This window comes from Bartonella tribocorum (assembly GCF_002778015.1).
GTDB classification, from domain to species: Bacteria; Pseudomonadota; Alphaproteobacteria; order Rhizobiales; family Rhizobiaceae; genus Bartonella; species Bartonella tribocorum_B.
This window is the reverse complement of record NZ_NJPP01000009.1, coordinates 1-15,808: the sequence shown is the minus strand read 5'-3', so window position 1 is coordinate 15,808 and position 15,808 is coordinate 1. Positions and strand designations below refer to the sequence as shown.

Here is a 15,808-nt window from a genome sequence, read left to right as displayed (position 1 = left end):
CTATGTTGTTGCAAAGATTTTAGGGCGGTGCCGTAATAAATAGCGGTATCGTGAGGGGAGGGTTTTGTCTTGATTTATTGGTTTTTGAGGTACGCGAACTCAAGGGTTTTGCCATGAGTGTTTTTTGCGGGTTGTAATGATGTTGAACTCTGATTGGAGGAGGTTCTTATGAAGAAAAAATATTCCACACCAAATTTAATTAAAGCTGTCTCGCTCAGCGCGGCAATGGCTACACTCTTATCGAGTGTTTCCCCTGTTGTTGCTGCCAATCTTTCCATAAGAGGATCACTTGTCCAGAGTACGACTGGCACCGGCGTTTCATATACAAAAGGTAGTCATGGGAGTATTGTTTTAGCTGGGGATGATGATTACTGTGGTGTAGACAACGTTATTGGTCGTGGTGGAGAGCAACAACAAAAGGATGTCGCTGATAGTAGACGAATACCTGTAAAAGAGCAATACGAAAGATTTCTCCATGGCTACAATGCTCAAACGGGGGGGGACCCTTATGGAACGACTATTGAGCAGGTTACTTGGCTAAGTGATGGGAAGCTGAGTAAAGATAATAGTTATATGGGAAAAGCTAGTACTGATGGTAGTATGAATGTACTGCCTGAGGCTTATGGTGTTTATTCTTTTGCAACAGGTTGTGGTTCTTCTGCAACGGGGAATTATTCAACGGCATTTGGTGCTGGTGCAACTGCAAAAACTGGCGGATCACAAGCTTTCGGTGTTTCTGCACTTGCAAGTGGTAAAGCAACTGTTGCTATAGGCATAGGATCGGAAGCTTCCGGTGAAGCTGCTGTTGCTTTTGGTGGTCTCGCAACTGCTTCTGGTAAAAGTACCGTTGCTGTAGGGGCAGAGGCAAAAGCAGAAAAGAATTATGCGATTGCTATAGGTGCAGAGGCTGAAGCTAAAGCTGCAGGCTCTATTGCAATAGGGGGCAGGCGCTCTGACAGAACTGAAGAAAGTAATCCTAACAGAAAAGTTATAGCAAAGGGTGAAAATGCGATTGCTATAGGTTCGCATACTTATGCGGAGAAGGATGATACGGTTGCGATTGGAGCAAATGCACATGCACTTGTTGCGGATGGTGTTGCTATCGGTGGTGGATCTGTTTCTTCTACTGCAAAGGACGTTAAGGGGTATGACCCAGCAACAGGTAAAGAGACAACAAAAACCGATATGGCATGGAAAAGCACTGCAGGAGCTTTTAGTGTAGGGGAAGTTGGGGGTAAGGATAATGGTAAAATAACACGACAGATTACAGGGGTAGCAGCTGGTAAGGAAGATACTGATGCAGTGAACGTTGCACAGTTAAAAGCTATGAGAAATGTCATAGCAGGAGGAGGAGCTTGGAAACTTTCTGCTAACGATGAAAGTCCTACAGACGTGAATCCAGGCAATACAGTAGATTTTTCAGTAAAAAGTGAAAAAGACGAAAGAAAAGATAACTTAAAAATTGCAAAAAACACTGAAGGTACGAAGCATAAAATTGAATTTACTTTGAATGATAATCTTAAACTGACGAGCATCACCACAGGACAGAGCACAATGAGTGATGATGGCTTTATATTTAAAGATGGAGCAAAAATAACTATAGATGGTATTGATGCTGGCAATCAAAAGATCACGAAAGTCGCTGATGCGACTGAAGATACTGATGCAGTGAATTATAAGCAGTTGCAAGAAGTGAAAAATGCAACCAAAACAAGCTGGCAGCTTTCTGTTAATGGTGGAAATGCTACGGCTATTGGTCCAAACGGTACAGTAAATTTTCAATCAGTTGGCAATGAAGGTGCCAAGAATATCAATATTACAAAAGATGAAAGCCACAATGTCACATTTGATTTAGCTGATGATATTAATGTAATGTCTGTCACAGCAGGAGAGAGTGTTATGGATGCTGCTGGTTTTAGATTTAACGGTGGGCCGAGCATAACTGTTACAGGCATTCATGCTGGTGATAAAACGATTAAAGGAGTAGCAGATGGGGTTGATAATACCGATGCAGTGAATTTTGGGCAGCTGCAAAAATATGTAGCAAAGAACGGAGTCAGCTGGAAACTTTCTGTCAACGGTCAAAATGCTACAGATGTTAAAGCTGGAAATACAGTAGATCTTGTTGCTGGTGAAAATGAAGGCGGTAACAAGAATATTAAAATTGCAAAAAATAATAATAAAGTCATATTTTCTTTGAATGATGCTCTTAAGCTCACGAGTGTTACGGCAGGTAACAGCATTATGGATAATAGTGGCTTTGGGTTTATTGATAGTAATGGTCCAAAAATAACTTTGAATGGTATTGATGCCGGAAATAAAAAAATTACGAAAGTGGCAGATGGGGCTGATGATACTGATGCAGTGAATTATAAACAGCTGAAAGCACTAGAACAAGTTGCAACACAAGGTTGGAAACTTTCTGTCAACGGTGGAAATGCTACAGATGTGAAAGCTGGAAATACAGTAGATTTTGTTGCTGTTAAGCATCACGAGGGTGCTGAACTTACAAATATCAAAATTGTAAAGGGTGATAACAATGAAATAAAATTTGATTTAGAGGACTTTATTAAAGTTGGGAGCATAAAGGTAGGTGATAAGACTACTTTAACCGATAATGGCTTAAAAATTCTAGGTGGTCCAAGTGTAACATTTGGCGGTATTTTAGCTGGACATAAAACGATTTCAGCAGTAGCGGATGGCGTTTTAGATAAGGATGCAGTTAATGTTTCACAGTTGAAGACAGTAGAAAAGAAAATAAAAGAAGTAGCAGAAAATACCCTTGTTACATGGGAAGAAGATCAGAAGCTTATCACTATTGGTAAACAAAAAGGTGGTACGAAAATTGATATCACAGGTACTGATGGAGAGCGGATCGTTGCAGGTGTAAAAGATGGTGAAATTTCTGAAAGTTCAAAAGAAGCAATCAATGGTAGCCAGATTAATAAAATCTCAGGAGATATTGCAAAATCTTTTGGTGGAGATGCAGCATTTCAGAATGGTGCTTTTGTAGGTCCTAGATATAATTTATCTACAGTTTCCACAGATGGTAAAGTAGAACAGAAGGTTTTTGAAAATGTTGGCGATGCTTTAACAGGGCTAGATGCAAATGTCAAAAATGTGAATAGTCGTCTAACATATGTAGACAATAAATTTGATAAATTCTCTCAAGATGCTTTACTTTGGAATGATGGTAAACAAGCGTTTGTTGCACTTCATGGACCAAATGGAAAGAAGACAGAAAGTAAGATTACGTCTCTTTTAGATGGTGACATTAAAGAAGATTCAACAGATGCAATTAATGGTTCTCAAATTCATTCTATGGGCAGTGACATTGCAAAATTCTTTGGTGGTAATACTGAATTCAAAAATGGTATTTTTACAGAACCAAGGTACAATTTAACGACTATTGATTCAAATGGTGGAGTAGAACAAAAGGAATATAATAGTGTTGGTGATGCTTTGTCAGGGCTTGATACGAATATCAGGAATGTTAATCATCATTTTATAATTTCGATGAAAGATATTGCTTCTTATTTTGGCGGCGGCGCTGGATATGATGAAAAGGGAGAATGGCATGCTCCTACTTTCAATGTCTATACAATCAACGATGATGGTTCAACTTCTAAACAACCCTACCATAATGTTGCGGATGCTTTTGAAGGTGTGAACAATACTTTCACGAATATCCACAATCAAATCTCTGATATCAAAGAAAATAATTTGGTTCAGCAAGAAGAAAAGTCTGGTCCTATCACCATTGGTGCGAAAACAGGTGGGGGCATAATCAATATCGCAAATAATGAAGGCAGTGTTCGAATTATTTCTGGTGTTTCTGGTGGTAAAGTTACTGAAGATTCAACTGAAGCAGTGAATGGTGCCCAACTTTTTGAAACCAATGGTGCAATCCAAGAGCTCTACGATAATTTTGATGATATGAATACGAATATATCAAATTATTTTGGCGGTAATGCGGATGTGCTTAGTGGTGTTGCACCAACTTATGTTATTCAGGGCAATAAACATAATGATGTTGGTTCTGCTTTTAGTGCTGTTGATACTTCCATTACGAATATTCACAATCAAATTTCTGATATAACAAAAAATAGCCTTGTTAAATGGGACGAGACAAACAAGTTCATTACCATTGGTGCTGAAAAAGAGGGCGTAGAAATCAATATTTCAAATAAAGATGAGAAGCCTAGGGTAATTTCTGGTGTAAGAGAGGGGTTGTATGACGATGAGGCTGTAAACGTTGCACAGTTGAAAGAGGTCAAAGAGCTTGCAAAAAATGGCTGGAAACTTTCTGTTAATGGTAATGAAAACAATGTTACAGATGTTAAAGCAGGGAGTACAGTAGATTTTTCGGTGAAAGATACTTCTAAAAAAGGAGTAGGAAAAGATAACTTAAAGATTGAGAAAGACGACAAGAATAAAGTTACCTTTTCTTTGAATGATAATCTTAAGTTAACGAGTGTCACTACAGACAATAGCACGATGAGTGATGATGGCTTTATAATTAAGAACGGCCCTCATATGACTAAGGATGGCATTTTTGTGAGTAATAACAATGGTCCAAGTATGACTACGGAAGGTATTGATGCTGGCAAGAAAGTGATCACAAACGTAGCTGAGGGAAAAAACGACAATGATGCAGTTAATTTTTCACAGCTGCAAGGAATAAAAAATCAAATAGAAAATAATAGCCTTGTTAAATGGGAAGAAGATCAGAAGCTCATTACTATCGGTAAGGAAAAAGGTGGGACAGAAATCAGGATTGCAAATAAAGATGGTCAAGAAAGAACACTATCTGGTGTCAAAGATGGGATGATTTCTCAAGCATCAAAAGAAGCAATAAATGGTAGTCAGATCGATAAAATATCAAAAGATATTGCCAAGTTTTTTGGTGGTGGTGCAAAATTTGTTGATGGTGCCTTTAAGGGACTGAAATATACTTTATCTGCTATTGTAGATGGTGAGCTAGGAAAGGCTAATTTTTATGATGTTGGTTCAGCTTTAACAGGTCTTGATTCGAATGTGAAAGATGTGAATCAGCGCTTAACAAAGGTATCTAATGAGTTTAATCAGAAAATTGAAGGAATCTCTAAAGATGCTTTATTGTGGGATGATAAAGAACAGGCATTCGTTGCACGTCATGAAAAAGATGGTAAGAAGACAAACAGCAAATTGAAGTATCTTTTGGATGGTGACATTGCTAAAGGTTCAACCGATGCCATTACGGGTAACCAGCTTTATCTCATGAGCAACAAGCTTGCCAATTATTTCGGTGGTGGTGCTAAATATGAGAATGGCAAATGGGCAGATCCTACGTTTAAGATTGTTCAAGTTGATGCGAATGGTAAAACTGTTGAGACAGAGCACCATAATGTTGCTGATGCTTTTGGTGACGTCAATAAAAATATGTCAAATATTAACAACCGTATTAATGACGTCATCAACAAGGTTGATTCAGATGCTTTAAAGTGGAATGATAAAGAGAAAGCTTATGATGCTAATCATGATGGTAAGCCGAGTAAGATTATCAACGTAGCTGATGGCAAAATTGAAAAAGGCTCAAAAGATGCGGTTAATGGTGGACAACTTTGGAAAACCAATGAACGTGTTACGAATGTTGAAAATCGTGTCATTAGTGTTGAAAAAGATGTTAAGCATCTTAACAACAGAGTTGATAATATTTCAAACACAATTGAAGACATCGGTGGTGAAATTACCAATATTGATAATAAAATTAACACTATTGCTGAGGACGCTGTTCGTTATGACAGAGATGAAAACGGCAAAAAGACCAATAAAATCACATTAGTGGGTGGTGATGCCAGTGAACCTGTTGTGATTAATAATGTAGCTGATGGTAAAATTGAGAAAGGATCAAAAGAAGCTGTAAATGGTGGTCAGCTCCATGACTACACCAAAGAACAGATGAAAATTGTTCTCGATGAATCAAAGCACTACACAGATCAACGGATTCGTAATATTACGATTGATGCAATTGACGATGCTGTTGATCGGTCTAAACAATATACTGATATGAAGTTTGATGCTTTAAATTACAGCATAGAAAATGTACGCAAAGAAGCAAGACAAGCAGCAGCTATTGGTTTAGCAGTATCTAACTTACGCTATAATGACACACCTGGAAAATTAAGTGTTGGATTTGGTACTGGCTTATGGCGTAGTCAATCTGCGTTTGCATTTGGTGCTGGTTATACATCAGAGAAGGGAAATATTCGGTCGAATGTATCTGTCACCACTTCCGGCGGTCATTGGGGTGTAGGTGCGGGATTCAATATGACCCTGAACTAATAATCAACAAAATCCATAAAAAGTTCTTTTCACCCTTGTCTCATGAGGCAGGGGTGAATTGTTTTTATATCTATAAAAGCTATGTATACAGAGATTGATAAGGGATATGATGATAACTACATGTTTAAAAAACAGAAAAAACTTTTACGATCCCAGAAAGGTGTCTACTTATTTATCAAAATAAAAGAATGAATTTTTATAAATGATACGTTTTTCATTTTTGCTTTAAAAATTTTGCGACAGTTTAGAGAGAAAAGATGAAAGCCTTTACTCTTCAAAGTGATAAGCTCATCATTTTAACAAAAATTTTGCAAATGCAGAGCGATGCCTCCATATAAATTTAGTAGCGCGCACAATCGCACGATATTTTAAAGGCGTGCATTTTATAATTTTACTAATAGAAATATTCATTCAAGGATAAATTTGAAGAAATAAAAAATTTCATTTTTTACTTTTAATTATTTTTTCTGGATACAGCAATGGCAATGATTAAGTAAGAATCACTTTGGTCAAAATGGGAATATCTAAAATACAACGTCACATTAGTAGTTCTATAAAAACCTAAAGAACAAACAACGGGGCGATGAATTTAAAGAGCTATTCCATGAATAAAGACGGATTATAAAAAAATTCCATTTTTTTCTTGCTATTTTTCTGAACGGTCTATAAAAGGGCAAAGGATTCGTTAACAGAATCAATAAAAAATTCGCAAAGCGGGGTTAAGCGATCTATGAAAAAATCATACAATCACTGTTATCTTACTCAAAAGCGTTCTAAGAGACCGAACTCCAAAACGCAAAAGCATCCTATTTGTTTTTGCAACAAAAGCGCGATAACTCTACAAAAAATACCCTAGATTACTCAGCGAAAAATTCTAATCCCCATTTGCGATAATCATACTTTATCGCCACTTAAACACACAATAATCAACAACACGCAAACATATCTCTATGCTTATCTCACTTTTTTTACCTCTAAATTTAAAAGCTCTGTCGCAACAAAAAAACCCTCCTTAAAGGCAGAAAAACTAAAACCCCATTAACTGGATTATCAGTCAATGCCAACCACAATTTCATTGGCATTTATGGTGGTGCATTTTCCCATTACGACAACCCTAACCTTTTATAAAACAAGAAAAAACATCCCTTAGGATCTCCTAACACCAGAATATGTCTTTTTAATGTTTTTAATATGTTTTTATTACTTGGAGAAGTTATTATGAAAAAAATATATACTACATCAAAAATGCCAGCAGTGAGTAATTTAAAAAACTCTTGTTCGCCTTATGGATTATCTTTTATTAAAACGCTTTCATTAGTTTCAGTAGCTGCTTTTTTATCAAATGCTTCTCCTGTTTCTGCTTGTGATGTTTGGGGTAATGTAGACACCTATTTTGGTGGTGGTACAAAGGTACGTCAAAGTATTGCGCCAACCTATGTAATTGACGGTAAGGTGTATAGAGATGTTGGCTCAGCGTTTTCCGGTGTGGGAAGTGCTTTCGTGCGTTGGAAGAATGAAGTTAATACAAATATTGATAGTAAATTTAATAAATTCAGTCATGAAATGAATACGACTATCAATAATAAACTTAAGGAATTGTCTTTCGATCAGTTTGTTAAGCAAAATAGCGTAGGGACAATTACAATTGGTGCGAATAAAAACGGCTATGTGGTAGACTTTGCAAATAACTATCGTGAGGCGCGGTTTATTATTGGTGTTCGTGATGGTGGGATTAATCCAACGTCGGATCAAGCAGTCAATGGTTCTCAGCTTTATAGATTGGGCGCTGGGGTAGCGGAGTCTTTTGGTGGTGGTGCTGGATATGTTCAAAATGGGAAATGGATATCTCCTACTTTTATAATTAAGGCTTTTGATCAAAATGGTAATGGGGTTTACAAGGTGCATAATAGTGTCGCATCTGCATTTGCAGGTATAAGCGATTCTTTTATAAATATTGATAAAAAGATTGAAAATGTGGTTACCAATGTGACGGGTGATAGACTTGTTAAGCAAGATAATACGGGACTGATTACCATTGGTGGAAAAGTAGGTGGAACTAAGGTAAGTATTGCGAACAGTGATAGTATTGCGCGGACTTTTTCCGGTGTTCATGCTGGTTCGATTACAGCAACATCGACTGATGCGATAAATGGTTCTCAATTTTATGCAATGAGCAATGAAGTTGCTAGCTATTTTGGTGGTGGTGCTGGCTATAAAGATGGAAACTGGAGTGCTCCTACTTTTACAGTTAAGGTCTTTGATAAAGATGGTAAGGGAGCTGAAAAGAAGTATCAGAATGTTGCAGATGCATTTACTGGCGTGAATACTTCTTTTGCGAATCTTGATAAAAAGATTGAAAATGTAGTCATTAATGGGACAGGTGATAGCCTTATTAAGCAAGATACAGCAGGGCTTATTACCATTGGTGGAAAAGTAGGTGGAACTAAGGTAAGTATTGCAAACAGTGATAATGCGGCACGGACTCTTTCCGGTGTTAATGCTGGTTCGATTACAGCAATATCAACTGATGCGATAAATGGTTCTCAACTTTATTCGATGAGCAATTTAGTTGCTAGCTATTTTGGCGGTGGTGCTGGCTATAAAGATGGAAACTGGAGTGCTCCTACTTTTACAGTTAAAGTCTTTGATAAGGATGGTAATGGAGCTGAAAAGAAGTATCAGAATGTTGCAGATGCATTTACTGGCGTAAGTAGTTCTTTCACAAATCTTGATAAAAAGATTGAAAATATAGTCATTAATGGGACAGGTGATAGCCTTATTAAGCAAGATACAGCAGGGCTGATTACCATTGGTGGAAAAGTAGGTGGAACTAAGGTAAGTATTGCAAACAGTGATAATACGGCACGGACTCTTTCCGGTGTTAATGCTGGTTCGATTACAGCACTATCGACGGATGCAATCAATGGTTCTCAACTTTATTCGATGAGCAATGAAGTTGCTAGCTATTTTAGTCGTGATGCTGGATATAATGCAGATGGAAAATGGAATGCTCCTACTTTTACAGTTAAAGTTTTTGATAAGAATGGTAGTGGGACTGAAATGCGCTATGAAAATGTTGCGGATGCACTTTCTGGTGTAAGTAGTTCTTTTACAAATCTTAATCAAAAGATCGAAAATGTGACAGGCGACAGTTTTATTAAGCAAAATGGCGCTGGGCTCATTACGATTGGTGGAAGCAAAGGTGGTAGTAGAATAGATATTGCAAACAGCATGAATGCCCCACGAATTCTCTCTGGTGTTAAGGGGGGAGCATTTACAAAAGCATCGACTGAAGCAGTAAACGGTGGTCAGCTTTATTTTATGTCTCAGGCATTTGCAAGTTATTTTGGTGGTGGTGCTGGATATGATGAAAAGGGAAATTGGTCAGGTCCTACTTTTACAGTTAAAGCCTTTGATAAGGATGGTAATGAGATTGAAAACAAGTATACGAGTGTCGCGGATGCATTTGCTGGCGTTAATAGTGCTTTCACAAGTTTGCAACAGCAGATTGAGAACATTGACACTGGTATTGATGAAAAAAGACATAATTCTGAAGATGGTGATCCGAATGATATTATTTCAGAAGGCTTTCCTTTTATGAGAAGCTTATCTGTGGAAACCTTACCTCGTGCTCTAGGTGACTTGAAGGATGCAACTACGGTAACTGTTGCTGCTAAATCACCATTAAAACAAATAAGTTTTATGAATAGTAAAGGTGAAAGCCGGCGTCTTTTTGATATTGCTGCTGGTGAGATTTCAGAAATGTCGACTGATGCTGTAACTGGTTCTCAGATCTATTTGATGAACAACCAGATTGCTACTTATTTTGGTGGTGGTTCTGGTTATAAAAATGGAAAATGGATATCTCCTACTTTCACAGTTAAAGTCTTTGATAAGGATGGTAATGAGAGTGAGAAAAATTATACGAGTGTTGCGGATGCATTTGCTGGCGTGAATAGTACTTTCACAGCTTTGAATAAACAGATTGTTGATATAAAGGATAACGCTGGTATTGGTGAAACAGGGAAGGCATCTCAAAAAGATGGTGATTCGAATGATATTGTTACCGAAGGTTTTCCTTTTACGAGAATGTTACCTATGACGAGAATGTTACCTATAGCTCTAGACGAGATGGAGGATGAGGATGAGAATGAGAATGAGAATACAACATCTTTTTCTCCTGGTTTACCATCAAAACGAGTGAGTTTTATGAATAGTGAAAATGAAAGCCGGCGTTTGTTTGGTATTTCTGCTGGTGAGATTTCAGAAACGTCGACTGATGCTGTAACTGGTTCTCAGCTCTATTCGATGCGCTCCCAGATTACTAGGTCTTTTGGTGGTGGTGCAGGTTATAATGAAAAGGGAGAATGGAAAGCTCCTACATTCATGATAAGCCAATTAAAAGACGGTAGTCTTTCAGAGATGCCATACAATGATGTCGCATCTGCTTTTGCTGGTATGAATAAGACTTTGTCCAGTATTAACGATCGCGTTAGTAATGTTGAGCAGAAGGTAACTTCTAACGTAGCCTCTAATGGTTTGCCGTGGAATAAAGAAAAAGGAGCGTATGACGCTAGCCATAATGGAGCAGATAGTAAGATTACGCATGTAGCAGATGGTGAAATATCGAAAGGCTCAAAAGAAGTTGTGAATGGTGGACAGCTCTGGACGACGAATGACAATATAAAAAAAGTTGAAAAAAAGGTGGATGTTGCAGTTAGCTATGGTGTCGATAAAAACGGAAAGAAAACCAATAGTATCACGTTAGCAGGTGGAAATGAAAGTGAACCTGTTTTGATAAACAATGTAGCGAGAAGTGAAATTGTAGCAGATTCTAAGTACGCAGTGAATGGTGGTCAGTTACATGACTATACCAATGAGCAGATGAAGATTGTTCTTAAACAGGCGAATGAGTATACGAACGATCAAGTTGCTAATCTTATCAATGATAGCGTTAATCAGGCGAAGTCCTATACTAATTTGAAGTTTGAGGCGTTAAGTTATGATATTAATAATGTGCGCAAAGAGGCAAGACAAGCAGCTGCAATTGGTTTGGCAGTATCTAACCTACGTTACTTCGACGATCCAGGATCTTTGAGTATTTCATTTGGTGGTGGTTTGTGGCGTGGACAATCTGCCTTTGCTATTGGTGCCGGTTATACGTCTGAAGATGGCAAGATTCGTTCTAATCTATCAGCAACCACTGCTGAAGGTCAGTGGGGTGTAGGGGGTGGAATAACTCTAAAATTAAAATAACACCGAGATAATACGAAAGACTACAATTTAACCGAATTTTCACCCTTGTCTAATGAGGCAAGGGTGAAATTTTATATTATAGAGAAGGAGTATTTTACATAGAAGGCCATAGAGTAGTATCATTATAAAGTTTCATAATACTCTTAGTGAGATTGATTTTAGTGAGAAATAAAGCGCTTTAACAAAAATTTTACAAATGTAGAGTAATGCTCTTATATAAATTAATAGATTACATAATCACACGCTATTTTAAAAATGTACGTTCTACAGTTTCATTGGTAGAAAATATCCATTGGGGGGGATACGTTTTAAAAAATCAAAAATTCCATTTATTATTTCGTTTATTTGCTCTGTACACAACAGAAGAAATCATAAACTATATAGCAACTACAATTATTGGTAAGACTCATTTTGGTCAAAACAAGATACCTAAAACAAACGATGAAACAGGACCTCTATGTTAAATCTATAACGGATGAAACGAAACTATGAATTCTAAATTATAACGATATTCCACGATTGCCTAAATCGATAAGACTCATTCTGTAAAAATAATTAAATTCATTTTCTTCTTGCAATTTGTCCTAATAGTCTATAAAAGAATAAAAGAACCTGAAATAAGACTCGTTCTGTTAAAAATACGAAAATACCTATCGCAAAGGGAGGTGCGAAGAATTATGAAGAAATCACACAACCATCCTCATTTCATTATAAAATTCTTCAAGAGAGAGCTCTAAAGGTCAAGAGCAAACCGCACACCTCACGAGAAAAGCGCACCGATCCTGCCAAAATACTCTCAACAATCCATCCTTTCTAGCAATAAACACTTATTGCCTCTTAAGCACACAAAATGAACTATTTCACTTTAAAACTCACAACCCACACACACAACAAAAACATGAGAATATATCTATTTCATCTTTTTTCTCATGCTCAAATTGAAAAAACCTCTTCAGAAAGAACACCCTGCTTAAAGGTAAAAAACCTCACTAATCGAATTATCAATCACCATCAATCGCAACCTTAGCGAAGTCCTAACCATCCCTGTCTGCTTCTGCAAAAAAACCAAACTCTACAGAGAACAAGAAAAGTTCACATACACAAATCACCTCTAGCGCTGAAATGTGTCTTTTTAATGTTCTAAATATGTTTTTCTTACTTGGAGAATTTGTTATGAAAAAATTATATACCACACCAAAAGCGCAAGTGGTGAGTGATTTTAAAAATTCTTGCTCGCTTTATCGATTGCTTTTTATGAAAGCGCTTTCAGTGGCTTCAGTGATTATCTTTTTATCAAATATTTCTCCTGTTTCTGCTAATACTCAGATTTTTAATAACATATCAAATGATTTTAGTGGTGGTACAAATATGCTTAAAGCTATTCCACCAGCCTATATAATTGACAATAAATTGTATGCAGATAGTGGCTTTGCATTGATAGGAGGTGAGGAAGAGTCCTTCAATAACTTAAGATCTAATAAGTCTCAGACTAAAGCTGCTTTTGATATTGCATTTGCAGGGAGGGAAGGGTCTAATAATGTCATAGATGCATTTTCTGGTGTTGATAGTGCTTTCACAAGTTTGAATCGTCAGATTGTTGAGACAAAGGCCCTCCCTGTTATTGGAGAAAAACAAAATAATCTATCTCAAGGTGATGATCAGCATGAGAATACAGACAGCTTTCCTTTTATAAGAGGCTTAACCCGTGGATTAGTTCGGGAGAGTGAGGAAAGGATGGTAACTGTTGCTCCTAAGTCACCATTAACTATAGTAACTTTTCGGAGTAGTGAAGGTAAAGATCGAGTTCTCATGAATGTTGCTGCTGGTAAGATCACAGAAGACTCAACTGAGGTGATAAATGGTTCTCAACTTTATTCATTGGGCACTGCGGTTGCCACATCTTTCGGTGGTGGTGCTAGCTATGAGAATGGAAATTGGAGAGCTCCTACATTCACGGTCAAGACCTTCGATGTTGATGGGGGATCTAAAGATCAGGTTTATAATGATGTTTCTAGTGCTTTGACTAAGGTTGGTACTTCTATCTCGAATGTTCAGAATAAATTGACTGAACAGGTTAATAGTGCGGTTAACAAAGTGAAAGGCGATGCCTTATTGTGGAGCGAAGCTGATAAAGCCTTTATTGCTATGCACGGCGAAGGAAAAGATAGAAGGTCAAGTAGCATTAAATTTGTTGCAAGTGGATCTTTAGCACAAAACTCAACTGACGCTGTGAATGGCGGTCAGCTACATGTGCTTGGTACCAATGTGGCTAGGTATTTTGGTGGTGGTGCTGACTTTGGAGATGGAAATTCAGACGGTCCAACTTTTAAGTTTAAGATCTTTAAAGAAGATGGTGATGTTACTGACGGGATTTATGACAATGTCGCGGCTGCCTTTGCTGGTGTTGGTGATTCTATCGCGAATATTAAGGACGAAATCACTAAAGAAATTGCTGGTGAAAAGAGCGATTCTTTGAACTGGAGTGCTAAAGATAATGCCTTTGTAGCAACGCATGGGAAAGAAGATAGCAGAGTGAGCAGCAAGATTACGTCGCTTGCCAATGGTGAGATTAGTGCTAGTTCAAGCGATGCAGTAGCAGGTAATCAGCTTTATACTTTGGGGAGCGGTGTTGCGAAATCCTTAGGGGGTAATGCGGGTTATGAGAATGGTGCTTGGAAGGCTCCTACATTCATAGTTAAGAGTTTCAAAGAAGATGGCAGCGTTGCTGACACGTCTTATAGCGATGTCGCATCTGCCTTTACCGGTGTTGGTAATTCATTCGATAAGGTTAAAGACAAATTCGAGAACATTAAGAATGAATTTACCAAAGAAATTGCCGCCGCGAAAAATGATTCTTTGAACTGGAGCATTACGGATAATGCTTTTGTAGCAAGACATGGAGCAGAAGGAAGCAGCAAGATTACGTCACTTGCCAATGGAGAGATTAGTGCAAGCTCAAGTGATGCTGTAGCAGGTAATCAGCTTTATACTTTGGGGAGCGGTGTTGCGAAATCCTTAGGGGGTAATGCGGGTTATGAGAATGGAAATTGGAGGGCTCCTACATTCATAGTTAAGAGCTTTAAAGAAGATGGCAGCGTTGCTGACGGGATTTATGACAGTGTCGCGGCTGCCTTTTCTGGTGTTGGTGATTCTATCGCGAATATTAAGAATGAGATTACCAAAGAAATTGCTACTGAAAAGAGCGATTCTTTGAACTGGAGCATCACGGATAATGCCTTTGTAGCAGAGCATGGAGAAGAAGGAGCAAAAACGAAAAGTAAGATTACGTCACTTGCCAATGGCGACATTACTGCAACTTCAAGCGATGCTGTAGCAGGTAATCAGCTTCATGCTTTAGGGAGCGGTGTTGCAAAATCCTTAGGGGGTAATGCGAGTTATGAGAGTGGCGTATGGAATGGTCCAAGCTTCAAGTTTAATACAGTTAAGGATAATGGTGAATCTGAAGAGAAAGAATATAAGAATGTAGCGGACGCTTTGACTGGAGTTGGTAGTTCTTTCACGAATATAAAAAATGAAATTACCAAGCAGGTTAATAATCTTCAGTCGGATGATTCAGCAGTTGTTCATTATGATAAGAAGGACAATGATGAAACTGATTATACGAGTGTGACTTTAGGTAAAGGTAAGAATTCTACAGCTGTAGGTCTTCATAATGTTGCCGATGGTCAGATTACAGAGAATTCACGTGATGCTGTTACAGGTGGACAGCTTAATAAAATTGGCAGTGATGTTGCTAAGTTTTTAGGTGGAGGATCTTCCTTTAAAGGTGGAACTCTTACAGAGCCAAGCTATAAATTATCGTCGATTGCTAAAGATGGAAAAGTGACCAATCGCTCTTTTGAGGGTGTTGGAACGGCTTTTTCAGGACTTGATGAGAATATCAAGAATGTGAATCAGCGCATTAAAGAAGTCTCAGAAGGCGTTACCCAAGATGCTTTATTGTGGGACAAGGAGACAAAGGCGTTTGTAGCGCAACATGGTGAAGATAGCGGAAAAACGAATAGCAAGATTAAGTATCTTTCCAATGGCGATATTAGTGCAAATTCAAGCGATGCCGTAGCAGGTAATCAGCTTCATGCTCTAGGGAGTGGTGTTGCGAAGACTTTAGGGGGTGAAGCTAAGTATGAGAATGGCACTTGGACTTCTCCAAAGTTCACAGTTAAAACTGTGAAGAAAGAAGGTGATGCTGTTGAAGATGCAAGCTATG

Annotated in this window: 2 protein-coding genes and 1 pseudogene; all 3 read left to right on the top strand. The window is 37.9% G+C overall.

The window, feature by feature from the left end:
• Positions 1–168: 168 nt before the first annotated feature.
• The gene (locus CEV08_RS04020; protein ID WP_100130477.1) at positions 169–6,324 is read left to right on the top strand and encodes a Vomp family autotransporter; all 6,156 of its coding nucleotides are present in this window, start codon (positions 169–171) and stop codon (positions 6,322–6,324) included.
• A 1,218-nt stretch (positions 6,325–7,542) separates the two neighbouring features.
• The gene (locus CEV08_RS04015) at positions 7,543–11,580 is read left to right on the top strand and encodes a YadA-like family protein (RefSeq protein WP_180753547.1); all 4,038 of its coding nucleotides are present in this window, start codon (positions 7,543–7,545) and stop codon (positions 11,578–11,580) included.
• 1,173 nt (positions 11,581–12,753) lie between these two features.
• A pseudogene (locus CEV08_RS04005) lies at positions 12,754–15,808 on the top strand (hypothetical protein); the annotation flags it as partial.

Bases quoted from the DNA above. Each gene is read 5' to 3' on its own strand.
- CEV08_RS04020 (WP_100130477.1), top strand. From the start codon at position 169: ATGAAGAAAAAATATTCCACACCAAATTTAATTAAAGCTGTCTCGCTC.
- CEV08_RS04015 (WP_180753547.1), top strand. From the start codon at position 7,543: ATGAAAAAAATATATACTACATCAAAAATGCCAGCAGTGAGTAATTTA.